Consider the following 17581-nt stretch of genomic DNA (forward strand, 5'->3'; position numbering starts at 1 on the left):
TCATTTTACTACATCTATTATAGGTCTATATTATCCTGTTATTAAGTTGTATTCTACGTGTGGGAACAGCTTCTAAAGCGCCTAGATTCAGGTGTTTCAAATTATCGCCATAAACTGAAAAATGCAGGGTTAAGATGCGCTTGATAATCTGAAATTTCCTTACATTGTATTTAGAATTGTCAATATGATAAGTTTTCCACTATTTGCAGGTATTGCCGCTGCCGTACTACATGTGGTTTCCGGACCGGACCACTTGGCCGCGGTTACGCCCCTAGCCATTGAAACCCGTCGTAAAGTATGGAAAATAGGTCTGTTTTGGGGTTTTGGACACTTGGTGGGAATGCTCCTCATCGGCCTGCTTTTTCTGGCCTTCAGGGAATACATTCCCATCGAAAGGATATCGGAGCACAGCGAGCAATTGGTCGGGGTGGTGCTGATCGCCATCGGGCTATGGGCCTTGGTCAGTCTCTTTTACAAGGCTAAAAACCACAAACATCCTCATGTACACGATGGGGACGAGCCCTACATTCATGTACATGAACACGATCATGATGCCAATAAACTCGAACACTCCCATCCCCACGATAAAAAGGTAAAACAGAACGTTTGGTCCTCTTTTGGAATCGGCGTGCTGCACGGACTTGCCGGGGTGGCGCATTTTATTCTTCTTCTCCCGGTATTGGGATTCGAAAGTCAAGGGGACAGCCTTCAGTATATCATTGGCTTTGGCATAGGTACGGTTTTGGCCATGACCATATATACGTTTTTATTGGGGAAGGTATCGGGCTATGCCAAGGGCCAAAGCAAATCACTTTTTAAGATGGTTCGTCTTTCGGGGGGACTCTTCGCCATTTTCGTAGGCGTCTATTGGCTGTATTTGGGACTCTAAAATTTCAAGTTGGTAAGCACTAGGCGGTGGTTGCCCGTATCGGCAATGATCAGCTTGTTCCCTTGGGTACAGATCGAAAAGGGCCAGTAGAGCGAACTTGAGGTGCCATGTAGGGTGTCCTTGTTTTCACTTCCCGTTTTAAAATCGCGCTTTCCGATGACGGCCGTGGCCTCGGCGTTGTGGGTCTTTGGAATGGACTCGAACCACAATATCCTGCTGTTTCCCGTATCGTTTACCAAAAGGCCACCTTTATAAAAACAGGCATCGTAAGTCCAGTTTAAGGATCGTGCGTTAGGAAAGAGTCCGAATTGATTCTGCCCACAGGCATCAAAATCCGCTTGGCCAACGATTACGTCGGCCGGTTTTGAAAAGGCTTCTTCGGCATTGTTCCAAACGAGGTTTCTGTAGAACTGCGTATCGGCGACGACCATTTGCTTGTTGGCGTTCACTTTAACCGAATAGGGCCAAATGGGTTCGTGGTTTTCGTAATCTCGGGTTGTAAAATCGGGCTTTCCGATGACCTTATCGGCTGTTTTATAGTTGGTTTTGGGGATGTCATGGTAAAAGAGGATCCTCCGGTTGCCGGTATCGGCGATCCAAAGCCGGGTGCCATCGGAAAAAACACCGTAGGGCCAATTCAAGCTTCGAGCAGAAGGGTCGTTTCCTATCCCGGCAACGTTGGGCTGGTTGGAGACGAAGTCCGGCTGCCCCACGACCACGTCGGCCGCTTGGCCATTCTTTGTGGGCAGGGTATGCCAGATCAGCACCCGATGGTTCCATGCATCGCCGACGATCAATAGATTGCCGTCGCTCCAAATGCCGGAAGGGTAGTGCAAGGTATGCTCCGATGCAAGTCCGCCCGAATTTCTTCCCGTTTCCTCCATGTCCGTCTGGCCCAGGACGACGTCAGGTTCCTGATACTCGGTGGTAGGCAGGGTCTTCCAGATAAACACCCGGTTTCGCCCTGTATCGGAAACAAAAAGATGGCCGTTGGCGACAAAGACACCCCGTGGTGCCAAAAAGGGAGTTTGCTCCGAACCTTTAAAAATATAGGAATTGCTAACGTTCGGACCTAAGGTTTCAAAATTCATGGATAGGTATTTTCTCGGTCGGTACTTTTACGGACATCTTGGGTTTTTAATGTTCTGTTTAGCAGATCCTGGGTAATTGTTCACCGGGCAACATGCTGATGACGCGTTTTCCGCCTATGGCACTTTCCATAATCACCTGCTTGGGGTGTTCGCCGACTACGCTTCCAATGATCCGTGCGTTTTTGCCCTTTTCATCTTGCTGTAATCGTTCCAAAACCGCATCGGCCGATGCTTCGGGGACAAAGGCGATGAAGAGCCCTTCGTTGGCCACATACAAAGGGTCGAGCCCCAAGAGTTCACAGGCGCTGGCCACTTGGTTGTCGATAGGTAGGTCTTTTTGAAACAGGTCGATTCCGATTTCCGACGATTGGGCTATTTCCTTGAGTACCGTTGCCACGCCGCCCCGTGTCGGGTCGGTCAATAGGTGGATGTCCCCTCCAAATTCATCGATCAGCTTAATGACCGTATGGTTAAGGTTGGTGGTATCGCTTTCAATCTCGGAATCGAATTCCAGCCCTTCACGTACAGACATAATGGCCATTCCGTGCGAGGCGATATTTCCGCTGATGATAATTTTATCGCCTACCGCTATATTTTTGGCACTGATATTGGCTTTCGGATGTATGGGGCCTACACCCGAGGTATTGACGAATATTTTATCGCCCTTTCCCTTTTCCACTACCTTGGTATCGCCGGTTACGATTTGCACGCCCGCTTTTTCACAGGCGAATTTGATGGCCACTAAAATATCCCAAAACTCCTTTACGGGCAGGCCTTCCTCAATGATAAAGCTGAGGGACAGGTATTTTGGGGTGGCCCCGCACATGGCCAGGTCGTTTACCGTTCCGTTCACCGCAAGCTCACCGATGTTCCCGCCCGGAAAAAAGATGGGGGACACCAGAAAACTGTCCGTAGAGAAGGCGGTCTTGCCGTTGAGTTCAAGAAAAGCACCATCGTGTCTTTCGTTCAGGATATCGTTACTGAGCAGGTCAAAGACCCCGCTGTCCAATAGTTTGTTGGTCAATACCCCTCCGCTTCCATGCCCTAGGGTAATGACATCAAAGTCCAGTTTGGGCATGGGGCATTGCAGTTGCATGCGTATTTTGTTGTTTTCTTTCATTTTTTTCGGTCAGACCTCACGGGTCTCCAAGACCCGTGAGGTCTCATTTTTTCGGTGAGACCTGATGTTTTTAGTTCAGACCTCACGGGTCTTCAAGACCCGTGAGGTCTCATGAGGTCTCCTATAAGGTCTATTATTCTAAAGTTAAACTTTTTTCCAGTTCCATTTTTTTGTTCAAATGGGCATGTACAAAATTGGACCTGTCTTCGAACAGCCCTAGTATAAATTCCCGATCGAGCTTCGAGGGCAAATCGGACAAATAACTTGAGTACGAAGAATACTTGTACCTTCTAAAATCATTGGTAAACCCGTGGTGTTCGGGATTCAAATGCACATACACGATCAAGTTTTTAAGGTAGTTTTCGTCTTCTATTCTCTTTCTTCGGAATCTGTCCCGAAAAAGACTTCCCGTGCGTTCATAGGCCTTGTTTATGGCCTTGGCATAGGAGTTGAACAGGTTGGATAGTTTTTGTGAAATCACCTTGTCGGCCACATTTTCATTGAATTTCAAGACGATGTGAAAATGGTTTTTCAATAAACAGTAGGCGTATATGTCGCTTATGGCATCGAGGTATTTGTACATTAATCGAAGGAAGTAGGCATAATTCCTACCTTCAACAAAGATGTCCTCTCCGTTGTTTCCCTGATTGTAGATATGATAGTATTGGTCCGATCGTATCGGTTCGTATTGCATTTGGATATGATTTAGTCTATACCTGAAACCCCTTGTCCCGATGGGGTCGTTATGCTTCAACCATTCCCGAAAAGTGATAGTAGGCGGCGCAGGCCCCTTCGCTGCTCACCATGGGTGCGCCCAAGGGATTCGTAGGTTTGCATGTTTTGCCGAACTGCGAACACTCAAATGGTTTTTTGATGCCCTTCATGATCTGTCCCGAAATGCATAAGGGGTTTTCGGGAGCTTCCGTTATACTGACCTCGTATTTTTTGGTGGCATCGTATTCGGCGTATTTCTCGCGTACCGCATAGCCACTATCGGGAATTTCACCGATACCGCGCCACATTTGGTGGCGCACCTCGAACACTTCATTGATAATCTTTTGTGCTTCTGTATTTCCCTCCTCCCGAACGATACGGGCATACTGGTTTTCGACTTCCGATTTGCTCTGTTCCAACTGGCGGATGACCATCAAGATACCTTGAAGCACGTCCAAGGGCTCAAAGCCGGTTACGACGATAGGCACCTTGTATTCGGCCGATAGCGGGTGGTACTCCGTATTGCCCATGATGGTACATACATGGCCTGCGGCCAAAAATCCGTCGATCTTACTTTCCTCGTCCTCCATAACCGCCTTTATGGCCGGGGGCACCAATACATGCGATGCTAAGATGGAATAGTTTTTTACTCCTCTATGATGGGCATGCACAACGGACAGGGCATTGGCCGGAGCCGTAGTTTCGAACCCCACGGCAAAGAAAACCACTTCTTTATCAGGATTGTCCTTCGCAATTTTCACGGCTTCCAAAGGAGAATATAAAATCCGTATATCGGCCCCTTCGGCCTTGGCTTCCAAAAGACTCTTTTCGGAGCCCGGTACGCGGAGCATATCGCCAAAGGAACAAAGGATTACGCCCTTTTCCGTAGCCAGGTGAACGGCTTTGTCGATCAGGTTCAAGGGAGTAACGCAGACCGGGCAACCGGGCCCATGGATCATGGTGACCTTATCGGGCAACATGTCGATGATGCCGTTCTTTACCAGACTGTGGGTCTGCCCGCCACAGACTTCCATAATGGACCAAGGCCGGGATACGGTTCTTTTTATTTCCTCCAAATACTTTTTTGCCAACGCGGGATCGCGGTATTCCGACATGTACTTCATAGTTCGCTAGTTATCGGTTTTGGGTAAATATTCATCAACGTCTTCCAGGTCGCCCAGTTCCCCGATTTCCTCGAGGTATTTGAACGTTTTTTGGGCCTCTTCCTCGTCCACCTTACTGATCGCGACACCCACGTGCACCAAGACATAGTCGCCTACATCGGCATCGGGAAGCATCTCTAGACTGGCTTCCTTGGTGATACCGCCAAAAGATACTTTGGCCATACGCACCATACCGTCGTATTGCGATTCGATACTCTTTATTTTACCTGGAATTGCTAAGCACATAATTCAATTTTTAATATACTGATGATAGCATAATTGTCCGAACGAAATGTTCTCGTCGTTACTAGACAATATACGATTAAATTTTAACTTGATGCCCTGTTTTTGCGCTAGTTGCGACAGTTTTTCGACCAATACCGAATTCTGAAAAACACCACCGCTACAGGCTATGGTTCCGCAATGGTTTTGTCTTGCCGTTTTTAAAATCGATAGGGCCAGGGTATGGATAAAACCATGCGCGATTTGCGATTTGGCGAGTCCTGCTGTTTTTGCTTTTAGGATGTTGGCCGTAAGTATTCTTGTAGGGATGTTTTGGGATGCCCTTCCTTCCAAAAAATCGATAGGATCGCCGCCCGTGTAATTTCGGGCCTCGTTTTCCAAAAGCATGGCGGCCTCACCTTCGTAGGAAGTGTTGTCGCATATATCCAAAAGGGAGGCCACGGCGTCGAACAAACGGCCGACGGAAGAGGTTTTTAGGGTGTTTTTCTTCAACATTGTGTTGTAGACCTTCCATTCGGTTTGCGAAAATTTATGGCGAACAACTTCCCTTTCGCTTTCGGGAAGCATACAGAGCAAGGACAAACGGGGTTCCTTGGCCATTTTGTCCGCAGCGATCCAATCGACATATTCAAAATGGGCCAAGCGTTCTATCCTTCCGTTTTCAAAAACAAAGAACTCACCGCCCCAAATGGCACCGTCGTCGCCTAACCCGGTACCGTCCCAAACCGTTCCCAGTATTTTTTCTTCGGTCTCGAAGAGGCGATGCTCTCCCAAAACGCTGGCGAAATGGGCTTTGTGGTGTTGAATCGGGTACAGTTCGGCCTTCCATTTATCGGCCAGCTCCCTGCCCATAATACTGCTCTGGTATTGGGGGTGGGCATCGATCAAAACGATTTCGGGCCGTGTTTCGAAGAGGGAGGTGAATTTTGTGATGCTTTCTTGATAGCGCTGTGAGACCTCGTAGTTGTCGAGGTTTCCGAAATAGGGACTCACATAGGTATGCGTATTGGGAACGAAACCAAAGGAGCTTTTGAGGTGGGCGCCCATGGCCAATACCTTTTGGTTGCCCGAAAGGGGACTATTCAAATAATTCGGGGCCAAGCCGCGTGAACGCCGTAGGGTAATCCGTTGTTCGCCGGCAAATCGCACTACCGAATCGTCCTGGGGAAAGGAGATGTTTAGATTGTGGTGTACAAAATAGTCGGCAACGCCCGATAACTTTTGAATGGCATCTTCGGCCTCGCAAATGATGGGGGAGCCATGGATGTTTCCGCTCGTGGCGATGATGGGTATTTTTAAGGCATCCATCAAAAGGGTGAGCAGGGCGGAAGAGGCCAACATTGCCCCCAATTGGTCCAGCCCTGGAGCTATGGCTCCTAGTGCCAAATCGGAGATGTTTTTTTTCGGATTGAGAATGACAATGGGGCCGGCCGAAGAAGTAAGCGCCTTTTCCTCCGCAGTACCAAGTTCGAAGTCCTTTTTTATTTTTTCGAGGGATGGGTAGAGGAGGGCAAAGGGTTTGGTGGGACGTTGTTTTTTTTCACGCAAGCGCCCTATGGCCGTTTTGTTGTTGGCATCGCAGCAAAGCAAATAGCCGTTCGTGTTTTTAAGGGCCACGATTTTTCCCGACAGAATAAGCCCAGAAACCTTTTTGATAATCCCAGGGGTGTCGGTTGCTATGGGGATTCCGTCCGCAGTCGTCAATCGTAATTGAATGCCGCATTCAGTACAACTATTGGTCTGTGAATGAAAGCGTCGGTCGTTGGGGTCGGTGTACTCGGTTTCGCATGGGGTACACATATGAAATTTGGACATGGTTGTATTTGCCCGTTCAAAAGGAAATTTGGTGGTTATGGCATACCGCGGTCCGCAATGGGTACAGGTGGTAAAGGCATAGCCGAAGCGCCGATGGGCCGTATTTCTAATCTCGGATTTGCAGGATTCGCAAATGACAAAATCGGGCGTTAAGGGAATGTCGATCTGGTGTTTGCTTTCCGAGGGAAGGATCCTAAAATCGGAATAGGAACGCAGGGGAAGCTCGGATAGGCTGTGGGATTGTATCACGGAAATGGCCGGGGCCTTTTGCAACAGGGCGTGCAAGAACTCGGTGGCCCTTTCTTCGGAGGCGCTTATATGGATCAACACCCCATTTTCATTATTGCAAACCATGCCTTTTAATCGATATTGATGCGCCAAACCATAGACAAAGGGGCGAAATCCGACTCCTTGTACCTGCCCCGAAATAATGATTTGAAAAGTTTTTTCCATGGTTTTGAATACAGACCGACCTACAGACCTCACGGGTCTTAGAGACCCGTGAGGTCTCTTGTCTTGAGAGATTCCTTTTACGAAGACCTATCCTTTCTTTTGTTTCACTTTTTCCAACAACCAGTTGCACCATTCGTCGATACCTTCACCGGTAGTCGAAGATATTTGCAGCACTTCGATTTCATGGTTCACTTCACGCGCATCCTTGGTAACGGCTTCTACCGAAAAGGGCACGTAGGGAAGCAGGTCGGCCTTGGACACCAGCATCATGTCGCTGGTCAAGAACATTTTGGGATATTTTTTGGGTTTGTCGTCGCCCTCGGTAGTGGCCATCAGGGTCACTCGGTAGTCTTCGCCCAAATCAAAGGACGAGGGGCAGACCAAATTGCCGACATTTTCAATAAAGAGCAGATCGATGTTTTCCAAATCGAACTGGTCCAATACCTGGTGTACCATTTGCGCTTCCAAGTGGCAGATGCCGCCGGTTACGATCTGCAGGGCCTGAATGCCCGTTTCTCGAATACGGTCGGCATCCCGCTCGGTTTCGAGGTCACCTACCATCACGGCGATGTTTATCTTGTCTTTCAGCTTTTCGGCCGTTTTTTGCATAAGGGTCGTTTTACCGCTTCCTGCCGAGGAGGTAATATTGATTAAAAGGGTGCCGGTCTTGGCCATTTCCTTTTTGATGATATCGGCCACAAAATCATTGGCCTTGAGCAAATGGATGTTCGTGTTTTCACATTGCACGGTACCTCGTGCCGCTTTCGTTGATTTTTCTACCATTTTCTTTCCTTTTTTTGAGTGACCCTTGGGGTCGTAATTCCTTGTTATAATCGGCTGGCCGCTAGGCTCAGTCTTCAAATTCTACTTTGTGGATCAGCATTTCCTCGCCTTGGATCACATTTTTGCTGGGCCGGTCACAATTTTCACAGATAAACCGATAGTTCTGCACGTCGGTAATATGGTTGCAGACCTCACATTGGATCTTTAAAGGGGTCGATTCTATGTGCAGTTCCACATGGTGGTACCCCGGGTTGCTCAAATGATAGGCGCTATAGGCATTGTGCAAAAGGCGGGGTTCAATGTTCGATAAGACCCCTACTTTCAAATGAATGGCCTTCATTTTATTTAATTTTTCCCTTTCGAACTCCTGTTCCAAGGTGCGCATAATGCTATTTACGATCGATGTTTCGTGCATTAAATTAAACTTTTTACTTTTTCCAATTCCTCTAAATGCTGATCCGCCTGGGCAATCAGGTTTTTGTCGTCGACCAAGGTTTTGATCTCTTCGGCCTTGGCCTTCATTTCTTCGTATTTTTTCAGTTCTTCGGAACTGTTTTCGTTGTGCGTGAGCCAGCCCAGTTCCAATTGGTTCAATAGGGTGAGGGCCCGCTCGAAGGGATATTCGCTTGCCGTTCGTATTTCGAGGGCCTCGTTGAAAAGTCCCGCCGCCTTCTCCAGGTTGTCGTGGATTTTTGCCGGGGGAAAATGCATCAGGGCCGTTGCATAATTGTGGCTGGCCATGGCATGTTCGTACGGGTATTTATCCTTGGTATAAAAAGCGAGTACCTCTTTGAAGGAAGAAGCACAAAAGGCCGTCCACATGGGTTTTTCTTCTGAGGATACCGGAATTTCCGAATAGATAAGCGCCAAATTATGGTGTACATCGGCAAATTTCTGCGGATGCGTATCGCGCTTAAATACCTTTAGAACGTCTTGGAAGGCGTTAATGGACGCCTTGTAATACTGTGGATTGCCGTTCTTTGACCAGGTGTACAAAAGAATGGCTTTTTTATACATGGCTTCCCCTAGGAATTCGGGAATATCTTCCTTTCTAAAATATTGGATCGCCCGGTTGATGAGTTCCTTCGAAGCGATAAAATCTTTCTTGAAATTGGCGATTTCCGCGGCATCCACCAATAACATACCGGCCTGTACACTAAGGCCTTTTTCCTCGAAATAGGCAATGCAGCCCAGTTGGAGTTCATGGACTTCATTTAATTTTTCGGGGTCATGGGGCATTTGTAACTGAGCCATTAGAATGCCGGCCAAATGGCTGTTCATGGCATTTTTGGCATCGTCGGAAACAGCGATTTTCAGTTGCTCTTCCACTAATGCTTTGGCCTCCTTCAATTCTCCCGCATCCAATAACAAGTTCAGGTAATGTTTTGCGGTAAAAACCTTGACCTCGTCGTTTTCGGCTTTTGTTAGGGCTTCGATAAATCCCTTTTTAAGCTCGGCATGTCCTTGGGAGGGCGTCACGGCACCGTAATAATTGATAATGGCGCTATTGTGGGCCGAGGTGTTGTAGCAGAAATCGATCATGTTGGTCGAAATCTCGTAACCGAACTGTAAATGGGTCGCAATCAGAAGGTGATGGTACAGGGGTGATGCTTCCGAAACAAATTCAAAAGCCTTCTGATGGTTTCCCAATTTGTAGAAAACCAAGGCGAGCAAATTTTTGGGAGTAAACGGAATCTCAGGAAACACATAGGGCGGTTCCAGGTCGTACCAATCCAAGGTAACCGATAGGGTGTCGGTATCGGCCGTTAGCATTTTTGTGTCGCCTATATTTTCAGGAGCCTCGGTTACCGTAACCAGTTCATCGAGCCGGTCGACGCTCCCAATCGCATCTTGTACTTTTTGAAAGGCATCAGTTGTCGTTAATATCGTAAGCATCTTTGTCTACTTTTTGTGTGCCTCGGGGGTCTTTGGCCGCCGTCAACATCATGTTTCTTCCATAAATCTCGGCCAGGCGCTCTGTCCTATAATCCCCAATGGTCTGAATTAAGACCTGTTTCGGGTCTTTGGTGTTGATGAATATCAGCGAAACTTCCCAACGGCCTTTGACCGGGGTAACCTTGTACTGTACCTCGGCATCTATCAGCCAATTGTTGTTTTGTTTCGTCATCTAACAGCCACCTTGATTAAACGGGTCTTTTCAATAATTTCATAGTCGAGTTCCCTATCCGTCATATCCAGATCGTTATCTATCAACAACTCGCGAACGGCAAGGGTCTTGTCACCCTTTAAGTTACGCGTTTTCAATAGAAACTGCGTGGGTTTGTACATTTTTACGAACCACTGGCTCGTGACGGGCGTGATCAAAATAGTGCCCTGTTCCCTTACATAGGTTACATAGGCATATTGGGTTTCTCCAAAAATGGGGGCGATCAACTCATGGTCTAAGTAAATATGGGAAGTTTTTAGGCTGATTCTAGGGTTCACGAGGGTATCGGTAGCTTTAGGTCTTCCAAAATGTGTTGTACAATTTTGTCCCCGGCGTCTTTCACTTCATCGCTAAGGTCTACCTCTAGCTTCGTATTTTCTATGGCCACTAGGTACACTTGAATGTCTTCGGGATATTCGTCTTGCATTATCTTTTTGGTGTACGACAAGGCCTGGTCCCACTTCATGCCGTGCAAGAAGACCATGGGGTCGTCTTGCGGAGCTTTCATAACCTCTTCGGCGGGAACCTTGAACAAGGTACCTACAGGTTCATTGCTGTTAAGGACCGCATCTACCAAAATGATCCTGTCGTGTCCTTTTAAGCCGAAAAGCACCTCAAAGGCCGCGGTGCCCATGTCAAAAATGCTGATGTCTTCCGTTTCGGGGAGTTTTTTTCGCAGTTCTTCGATGACGTAAATACCTACCGCATCATCGCTACGTACGGGGTTTCCGAAGCCCATTATGGCCGTCTTCATATGCTTTCTTGTTTTAGATATAAAGACCTCACAGATCTCTAAGATCTATGAGGTCTAAGGTAATCATTATCGAAATCCGTAATTATAGTTTAAATCGGGATAGTTCAACACCACTGTTTGCATCATGGGCATGTACGGTACATACCAGGCACGAGTCGAAGGAACGCGCCACGATACCCACTTCAACGGGATCTGACGGATCTTCTATCTCGGTGCCCAACAGGGCGGTTTCTATAGGTCCGGGGTTATCGTTACCGTCTTGCGGACCGACATTCCATGTGGTCGGCGCCATGACTTGGTAGTTTTTGATCACACCGTTTTCGATTTCGATCCAGTGGGCGAGGGCACCACGTGCCGCCTCGGTAGCACCGAAACCTTTGCCGTCTTTCTCAACAGGTTTTACGTAGAACTCACCGTCCAAATCGATTTCCGATAACCATTTTTCAATAAAGGTGTAGATTCTCGGAGCCTCATGTACCCTGGCCAATACCCTGGTAAATACACTGGGGCCTAGCTTTTTAATTATATCGCCAAACAAAGGGTCTTGAATTTGATGGTCTTTGTTGGCCGGGTTAGCGTTCATGATGGCACGGGCCAATGGTCCGGCTTCGGCGGCATGGCCGTCGTAACGAGGCGATTTGGACCAACTGTATTGGTTGTCAAAATCGGTTTCGTGCAAGGTCTGCGATTTCATGGGCGTTGGTAAGGGCTCGTCCCAAGGGTGGAGCCCGTCTTTTTGATTATCGTACCATGAATGCTTCACGTGCTCGCTGATCTTCATGTGGTCGAACTCGTGATAGTTCTCGCCGTCGAAGAATCCGCTCGAGGAAATCAAGGCGGCATTTCTACCTTCGATGGTCGGGTTGTTGTACATGTCTTTGTGCAAGTAGGTTCCTGTTGCCAAGAACTTGCCCACACCTTGACCGAATTTATCCAATCCGAACTCGATTCCTGCACGTATCAATAGGCCTAGATCACTGTTTTTCTGTGATTCGTTCTCTTCGACCCACGCCAACATATCGTCCCAGGTCTTGATTTCCATGTAACGTTCAATGGAACAACCTAGCCAAACGGGTTCCAGCCAATCGTTTTTGAACTGGGCCAGAATGGCATGCGCCCTTGTAATATCCTTAAGGGTAGGGGCACACATAACACCGCCCGGAACCATATAGCTCGAGTGGGGCCATTGGCCACCGAACAGGGCGTAGATCTGAACAGGCAGTCCACTGGCGGTCAATCCTATTTGAAAGGTTTCGCCAACGTAGGCGGACCAGCGTTTTACTACTTCCTTATATAAAGGTTTATCGGCATATTTTTTATTCGCCAAATCGGTCGCGAAGATAGCGTAGAACCATCTGGGGATACTTTGTAGGGTTTCCGAAGCTTGGCCTATGGCCCTTAACAAAAGGGCATTGGGCGTTAGTTTGGTACCCCAAGCGGTATCAAGTGCCGACGAGGCGCAATAAAGGTGCGATCCTCCGCAGATTCCACAAATCCTTGGCGTAACTACGAGTCCCGATTGGGGGTCCTTGCCCGCCATTATTTTCTCGAAGCCCCTGAACATCGCAGCTTGCGTATGGGCACGGGTCACTTTGCCGTTGTCGATATAGACTTTTACGTCCAAATCGCCCTCAACACGGCCAACAGGAGATATATTTAATTCTTTAACTGACATTTTTGATTCTTTAAGGTTCGGTTATTTTGAAGTTTCCTGTACTCGCTTGTTCGAAGGCATGATCTTTTGGAAACCTGCCTCCATGTAATAGGCTAGTTTAGTTCTTCCTTCAGGAACCTCTTTTGGAAACGTGCCCATATATTTCATGGTTTTCATAACACTTCCCTTTTTGAGGTCGTGGTGCGGGAAACCGGGTTCGGTACAACCAAGACAGGGGTGATTGGCCCGTGTCTTACTTGACTGTCTGTTCCAAAGAATGTTGTTACAGCTAGCCCTGGTCATTGGTCCTCTACAACCAACCTCATAGAATAGGCATCCGCCACGCCTACCAAAGCCACCATCTACTTTTTGTGCAAAGTTGACCACGTTGGTACAACCGGTCTGCACAAAATCGGTAAAGAAGGTTTTTGGCCTATGGTAATCGTCGATTTGAACATCGCCAATCCTTCCTACGGCAATGGCCACAAGAATTTGCGTGATCCAATCGGGGTGGGCCGGACAACCGGGAATATTAATCACCGGCAAGCCTCCCTTGGAAACGTAGTCGGCCCCTAGGAAACCGCCTTTGTTTTTCTTATGGAATTGCAATCCGGTAGACTCACTGGGGTTCGGAGGAACCGCAGGTATACCTCCCCATGTTGCGCAATCGCCGATAGCGACGACATAACCCGCAACTTCCGAGAGTTCTTTAATCCAGTCCATCATCGGACGGTCGGCGAAATAGTTCATTGTACCCGTGTTGTTCGGGCCTTGGATCAACGAACCTTCGTAAACAAGAATGTCCATCTGTACCTTACCGGCAAGGATATCCTTTAAGAGGTCTTGAACTTGGTCCCCGATCTGTAAACCCGTTGTGGGGTGCCATAAAATGTTGAGGCCGAAGTCGGTAATAAGCTCCACTACCGTGGGTTCTTCGGCATTTAAAAAGGACATGGTGTTGCCACTGCATGCACCTCCTTGCAACCATAATACATTTGCCATATTCTTATGAAATATTTGGTTTGGAAACATTAAAGTATAAATATGACACTTATTTAGCAAAATAATTATGATATTCTCATTAATTTGGAATATATCTAAATAATATGTAAGGCTATTCTGATGTTTTGTTGTAAAGGGGGTGGATTGTAAGGAAATCGTGCTTTTTCGGAAGATGTTCTTGGTCTTTTGAGTTTCTTGATCGTCTGTGGGTTTGCGTCTTGGGTGTATGTAAATCTTCGGTAGAATAGGATTTAGAAAACCTGATTAAAATCATATTTTGTAAGAAATTAAGACCCGATTTTTGAGGGTTTAGTTTTGGTTTTATGGACGAAGAGGTTCACTAGGGTCAAATCATCACAAAAATTATATGTTATGACGTACGCACATTCCTTTCATATCCCGGTTATGGGTATAGGTTTTACTATTGACTCTCCTTTAAAAGTTTCACAATTCGGTATCGACTCGGTCATTTCGTTGGTCGATGATGTGCTCTTGGAAAAGCTTCGCAAGATGTATTCGGGCAAGCATGGCCTTCCCTACAAGGAAATTACGGATAACCAAAACGATTTTAGGGCAAAACGTATCAGCTCGTATCTCAATATGGTCCACGATCTGGCCCACGAGAAATTCGAGGAATTCAAGATGAGCACCACGGAAACCGCACAGAGCATCAAAGAGTACTTCCATATGCTGCCGGATTCGTCAACGTTTAAGCGGGAATTCAACCAGCTTACGGAGCATTGCTTCAATTTGACCGAAATCAAGGACTGGGTAAGGGAGCAAATGCCCATGGGGAGTATTGATGTGAACATCATGACGAAGGTCGATAAGGACAATTATATTAAAAAGGAAAAGCTGTCCTCGGAATATAACGATGCCCATGCGGCCCTAAGAGGCTTCGCGAAAAGTAAGTTGCAGTCTTCAGTAGTGCTCTCTGCTGGAATGAATCCCAGATTGTATAGTTATTTGGAGCAGTTTGATGACTTTTACCCCGATGCCGAGGGAAGGGTCAAGAAGAAAATAGTTCTCAAGGTAAGCGATTACCGTTCGGCCTTGATCCAAGGAAAGTTTTTGGCGAAAAAAGGAATTTGGGTTTCGGAGTACCGTGTGGAGTCAGGGCTCAATTGTGGGGGCCATGCCTTTGCCGCGGATGGCTACTTAATGGGGCCGATTCTTCAACAGTTTAAAGATAATCGACAGGAACTGATCGATACGGTTCAAGGGCTTTTGATCGGGGCGCTTGAAAGCAAGGGGCGTACGGTTCCTAAAAAACCGCTGCCTTTAAAGATTTCTGCCCAGGGCGGTGTGGGCACGGCCGAAGAGCATCAATTTCTTCTCGATAGGTACCAGATAGACTCCGTAGGTTGGGGTTCCGCTTTTCTTTTGGTGCCAGAGGCCACGACGGTGGATCAAGATACTTTGGACAAATTGGTAAAAGCGAAAGAGGACGATCTTTATTTGAGCAATATTTCCCCTCTCGGTATTCCTTTTCATAGTTTGAAGGGAAATACCAAGGATTTGGAAAAAGAGAAACGCATTTCTGCGGGAAGGCCTGGTAGTCCGTGTCCGAAAAAGTTCGTGGCACTGAACAAAGATTTCAATGAGAAGGGGCTGTGTACGGCATCGCGTCAATACCAAAATCAAAAATTAAAGGAACTCAAAGGTCAAAACCTATCAAAAGCCGAGTACGAATACCATTTTCGTAAGATTACCGAAAAATCGTGTACTTGCGTAGGTTTGGGAACGACGGCACTTTTGGCCTATGATCTGGATACCAAAATCGAAGGGGAAGGGGTGTCGGTCTGTCCGGGCCCGAATATGGCCTATTTTTCAAAGCTTACTTCCCTAAAGGAAATGATTGGCCATATTTATGGCAAAACCAATATCATATCTCGTACCGACCGCCCGAATATGTTTGTCAAGGAACTGCATATCTACCTCCAATATTTCAAGGAACAGATTGCGGAATACGAAAGGTCGCCATCAAACAAACAGAAAAAGCAATTGTTGTCATTTGGCGAACACCTTAACGACGGCATTACCTATTACGAAAACTTGTTTGGGGAAGGCCAAGAAGGGAAGGCCCCCTCATGCGGACATTTATTGGACCAGTTAAGGGAAAGCCGTGACCTTCTAAAACAGTTGCTTCAGGAAATTGAAGTGTTTGATGGGAAATTGGTTTCTTAGGAGGAAGTCGCAAAATATCAATAGCCAAAAACTAAAAAGAGTCTTATCGAAACCGATAAGACTCTTTTACGAGAACACTATATGAAAATGAAAAATTTTATTTCTGAATGATTAACACTGTAAACTTACGGCAGTAGGTCTCTATTTGAAAAAAAATGATGTGAAACGCCCAATTTGTGTTGTGAAACTATCCTTTTGAATGCTTCCCCGTCAAATACACCTATAAATTCCCTTGGGGGAAGCCCTAATTTTTTCAAATGGGGGCATATATCATCCCGGAAATATGCCAGGGGCAATTCCGTTTAAGGGGATCAACTGATTCGGATGGTGGTGGCTGCTACTGAAAGGCCGGAAATCCGGTAATATCGGCACCGGTGATCAATAGATGGATGTCGTGGGTGCCCTCATAGGTGATAACACTCTCTAGGTTCATCATATGCCTCATAATGCTGTATTCGCCGGTAATGCCCATTCCGCCCAATACTTGTCGGGCTTCTCGGGCTATGGTGATGGCCATTTCCACGTTGTTGCGTTTGGCCATTGAAATCTGTGCCGATGTCGCCTTGCCTTCATTCTTTAATTGGCCTAGGCGAAAGGCCAATAACTGGGCCTTGGTAATCTCGGTGATCATTTCGGCCAGTTTTTTCTGCTGTAATTGGGTGGCGGCGATCGGTTTTCCGAACTGTATGCGTTCTTTGGCATACCTCAATGCGGTATCATAACAGTCCATGGCCGCGCCGATGGCTCCCCATGAAATTCCGTAGCGTGCAGAGTCGAGGCATCCGAGTGGGGCCCCTAGGCCCGATTTATTGGGCAATAAATTCGCTTTAGGTACTTTGACGTTGTCAAATATCAATTCGCCCGTAGCCGAGGCTCTTAAAGACCATTTGTTGTGCGTTTCGGGTGTTGAAAAACCTTCCATACCGCGTTCAACGATAAGTCCGTGAATACGGCCTTCCTCATTTTTGGCCCATACTACGGCAATGTCGGCAAAAGGGGAATTGGATATCCATAATTTGGCGCCGTTCAATAGGTAGTGGTCGCCCATATCCTTGAACTTGGTTTCCATTCCGCTGGGGTTGGAACCGTGATTGGGTTCTGTAAGTCCGAAACAGCCCATCATTTCGCCCGAGGCCAATTTGGGCAAGTACTTTTTTCGTTGTTCTTCGGTGCCGTAGGTGTAGATCGGATACATGACCAATGACGACTGTACCGAGGCCGTAGATCGCACCCCGCTATCACCACGTTCTATTTCTTGCATGATGAGTCCGTAACTGATCTGATCGAGTCCCGCTCCTCCGTATTCCTCGGGAATATAGGGTCCGAAGGCCCCAATTTCGGCCAAGCCCCCTAAGATTTGCTTTGGGAACTCTGCTTTTTGGGCATATGCTTCGATTATGGGCGAGACGTCTCTTTTAACCCATTGGCGTGCGGCATCACGCACCAATTTATGTTCTTCTGAAAGAAGGTCGTCAAGATGGTAGTAGTCTGGAGCTTCGAACAAATCAGGTCTCATAAAGTGAATTTTAATCAAATGTACTAATGA

At 47.1% G+C, this 17581-nt stretch carries 17 protein-coding genes; 2 read left to right on the plus strand and 15 right to left on the minus strand.

Going from position 1 to position 17581, the window contains the following annotated elements; all coding sequences use genetic code 11:
• Nucleotides 1-184 precede the first annotated feature (184 nt).
• Complete coding sequence (locus tag ZOBGAL_RS10185) at nucleotides 185-889, plus strand: urease accessory protein UreH domain-containing protein (RefSeq protein ID WP_013993513.1); 705 nt, start codon at nucleotides 185-187, stop codon at nucleotides 887-889.
• On the opposite strand, the gene ZOBGAL_RS10190 is transcribed toward ZOBGAL_RS10185, so the two are convergent.
• The 14 genes from ZOBGAL_RS10190 to ZOBGAL_RS10255 form a co-directional block, all read right to left on the minus strand.
• Complete coding sequence (locus ZOBGAL_RS10190) at nucleotides 886-1980, minus strand: NHL repeat-containing protein (protein ID WP_013993514.1); 1095 nt, start codon at nucleotides 1978-1980, stop codon at nucleotides 886-888. The two genes, ZOBGAL_RS10185 and ZOBGAL_RS10190, sit on opposite strands and share 4 nt — an antisense overlap.
• Before the next feature lie 58 nt (nucleotides 1981-2038).
• Nucleotides 2039-3100: a hydrogenase expression/formation protein HypE gene (hypE, locus tag ZOBGAL_RS10195; protein WP_013993515.1), complete on the minus strand. Its 1062-nt coding sequence runs from the start codon at nucleotides 3098-3100 to the stop codon at nucleotides 2039-2041.
• A gap of 133 nt (nucleotides 3101-3233) precedes the next feature.
• Nucleotides 3234-3794, minus strand: a complete 561-nt coding sequence (locus ZOBGAL_RS10200; protein WP_013993516.1) for a transposase — start codon at nucleotides 3792-3794, stop codon at nucleotides 3234-3236.
• A 49-nt stretch (nucleotides 3795-3843) separates the two neighbouring features.
• Nucleotides 3844-4938: a hydrogenase formation protein HypD gene (hypD, locus tag ZOBGAL_RS10205; protein WP_013993517.1), complete on the minus strand. Its 1095-nt coding sequence runs from the start codon at nucleotides 4936-4938 to the stop codon at nucleotides 3844-3846.
• A gap of 6 nt (nucleotides 4939-4944) precedes the next feature.
• Complete coding sequence (locus ZOBGAL_RS10210) at nucleotides 4945-5223, minus strand: HypC/HybG/HupF family hydrogenase formation chaperone (protein ID WP_013993518.1); 279 nt, start codon at nucleotides 5221-5223, stop codon at nucleotides 4945-4947.
• 3 nt (nucleotides 5224-5226) lie between these two features.
• Nucleotides 5227-7488 (minus strand): carbamoyltransferase HypF, encoded by a 2262-nt coding sequence (hypF, locus tag ZOBGAL_RS10215; protein WP_013993519.1) that lies wholly within the window; start codon nucleotides 7486-7488, stop codon nucleotides 5227-5229.
• An 87-nt stretch (nucleotides 7489-7575) separates the two neighbouring features.
• The gene (gene hypB, locus ZOBGAL_RS10220; RefSeq protein WP_013993520.1) at nucleotides 7576-8271 is read right to left on the minus strand and encodes a hydrogenase nickel incorporation protein HypB; all 696 of its coding nucleotides are present in this window, start codon (nucleotides 8269-8271) and stop codon (nucleotides 7576-7578) included.
• Nucleotides 8272-8338: 67 nt separating this feature from the next.
• Nucleotides 8339-8686, minus strand: a complete 348-nt coding sequence (locus ZOBGAL_RS10225; protein ID WP_013993521.1) for a hydrogenase maturation nickel metallochaperone HypA/HybF — start codon at nucleotides 8684-8686, stop codon at nucleotides 8339-8341.
• Nucleotides 8686-10167, minus strand: coding sequence for a hypothetical protein (locus tag ZOBGAL_RS10230; protein ID WP_013993522.1), 1482 nt, complete (start codon nucleotides 10165-10167; stop codon nucleotides 8686-8688). The genes ZOBGAL_RS10225 and ZOBGAL_RS10230 overlap by 1 nt, the downstream gene beginning before the upstream one ends.
• A complete protein-coding gene (locus ZOBGAL_RS10235) occupies nucleotides 10142-10399 on the minus strand; it encodes a hypothetical protein (protein ID WP_013993523.1) in 258 nt (85 codons plus the stop codon). Before ZOBGAL_RS10235 ends, ZOBGAL_RS10230 begins: the two co-directional genes overlap by 26 nt.
• Entirely contained in the window at nucleotides 10396-10716 is a 321-nt protein-coding gene (locus tag ZOBGAL_RS10240) for a hypothetical protein (RefSeq protein ID WP_013993524.1), read from the minus strand. The genes ZOBGAL_RS10235 and ZOBGAL_RS10240 overlap by 4 nt, the downstream gene beginning before the upstream one ends.
• A complete protein-coding gene (locus tag ZOBGAL_RS10245) occupies nucleotides 10713-11192 on the minus strand; it encodes a hydrogenase maturation protease (RefSeq protein ID WP_013993525.1) in 480 nt (159 codons plus the stop codon). Before ZOBGAL_RS10245 ends, ZOBGAL_RS10240 begins: the two co-directional genes overlap by 4 nt.
• An 82-nt stretch (nucleotides 11193-11274) precedes the next feature.
• A complete protein-coding gene (locus tag ZOBGAL_RS10250) occupies nucleotides 11275-12867 on the minus strand; it encodes a nickel-dependent hydrogenase large subunit (protein ID WP_013993526.1) in 1593 nt (530 codons plus the stop codon).
• Between the two features lie 21 nt (nucleotides 12868-12888).
• On the minus strand, nucleotides 12889-13848 hold the full coding sequence (locus ZOBGAL_RS10255) for an NADH-quinone oxidoreductase subunit B family protein (protein ID WP_046287861.1): 960 nt from the start codon (nucleotides 13846-13848) through the stop codon (nucleotides 12889-12891).
• Nucleotides 13849-14220: 372 nt separating this feature from the next.
• Between ZOBGAL_RS10255 and ZOBGAL_RS10260 the strand changes: the two genes are divergently transcribed.
• On the plus strand, nucleotides 14221-16035 hold the full coding sequence (locus ZOBGAL_RS10260) for a hypothetical protein (protein ID WP_013993528.1): 1815 nt from the start codon (nucleotides 14221-14223) through the stop codon (nucleotides 16033-16035).
• Nucleotides 16036-16372: 337 nt separating this feature from the next.
• Here the strand turns inward: ZOBGAL_RS10260 and ZOBGAL_RS10265 are convergent, their stop codons facing one another.
• Complete coding sequence (locus ZOBGAL_RS10265) at nucleotides 16373-17551, minus strand: acyl-CoA dehydrogenase family protein (RefSeq protein ID WP_013993530.1); 1179 nt, start codon at nucleotides 17549-17551, stop codon at nucleotides 16373-16375.
• Between the last annotated feature and the right edge of the window lie 30 nt (nucleotides 17552-17581).

The sequence above is a fragment of the Zobellia galactanivorans genome, assembly GCF_000973105.1.
Taxonomy (GTDB): domain Bacteria; phylum Bacteroidota; class Bacteroidia; order Flavobacteriales; family Flavobacteriaceae; genus Zobellia; species Zobellia galactanivorans.

What these genes read in the sequence shown, in the direction of transcription:
- ZOBGAL_RS10185 (WP_013993513.1), top strand. Translation starts at nt 185, where the DNA reads ATGATAAGTTTTCCACTATTTGCAGGTATTGCCGCTGCCGTACTACAT.
- ZOBGAL_RS10190 (WP_013993514.1), bottom strand. Translation starts at nt 1,980, where the DNA reads ATGAATTTTGAAACCTTAGGTCCGAACGTTAGCAATTCCTATATTTTT.
- hypE (WP_013993515.1), bottom strand. Translation starts at nt 3,100, where the DNA reads ATGAAAGAAAACAACAAAATACGCATGCAACTGCAATGCCCCATGCCC.
- ZOBGAL_RS10200 (WP_013993516.1), bottom strand. Translation starts at nt 3,794, where the DNA reads ATGCAATACGAACCGATACGATCGGACCAATACTATCATATCTACAAT.
- hypD (WP_013993517.1), bottom strand. Translation starts at nt 4,938, where the DNA reads ATGAAGTACATGTCGGAATACCGCGATCCCGCGTTGGCAAAAAAGTAT.
- ZOBGAL_RS10210 (WP_013993518.1), bottom strand. Translation starts at nt 5,223, where the DNA reads ATGTGCTTAGCAATTCCAGGTAAAATAAAGAGTATCGAATCGCAATAC.
- hypF (WP_013993519.1), bottom strand. Translation starts at nt 7,488, where the DNA reads ATGGAAAAAACTTTTCAAATCATTATTTCGGGGCAGGTACAAGGAGTC.
- hypB (WP_013993520.1), bottom strand. Translation starts at nt 8,271, where the DNA reads ATGGTAGAAAAATCAACGAAAGCGGCACGAGGTACCGTGCAATGTGAA.
- ZOBGAL_RS10225 (WP_013993521.1), bottom strand. Translation starts at nt 8,686, where the DNA reads ATGCACGAAACATCGATCGTAAATAGCATTATGCGCACCTTGGAACAG.
- ZOBGAL_RS10230 (WP_013993522.1), bottom strand. Translation starts at nt 10,167, where the DNA reads ATGCTTACGATATTAACGACAACTGATGCCTTTCAAAAAGTACAAGAT.
- ZOBGAL_RS10235 (WP_013993523.1), bottom strand. Translation starts at nt 10,399, where the DNA reads ATGACGAAACAAAACAACAATTGGCTGATAGATGCCGAGGTACAGTAC.
- ZOBGAL_RS10245 (WP_013993525.1), bottom strand. Translation starts at nt 11,192, where the DNA reads ATGAAGACGGCCATAATGGGCTTCGGAAACCCCGTACGTAGCGATGAT.
- ZOBGAL_RS10250 (WP_013993526.1), bottom strand. Translation starts at nt 12,867, where the DNA reads ATGTCAGTTAAAGAATTAAATATATCTCCTGTTGGCCGTGTTGAGGGC.
- ZOBGAL_RS10255 (WP_046287861.1), bottom strand. Translation starts at nt 13,848, where the DNA reads ATGGCAAATGTATTATGGTTGCAAGGAGGTGCATGCAGTGGCAACACC.
- ZOBGAL_RS10260 (WP_013993528.1), top strand. Translation starts at nt 14,221, where the DNA reads ATGACGTACGCACATTCCTTTCATATCCCGGTTATGGGTATAGGTTTT.
- ZOBGAL_RS10265 (WP_013993530.1), bottom strand. Translation starts at nt 17,551, where the DNA reads ATGAGACCTGATTTGTTCGAAGCTCCAGACTACTACCATCTTGACGAC.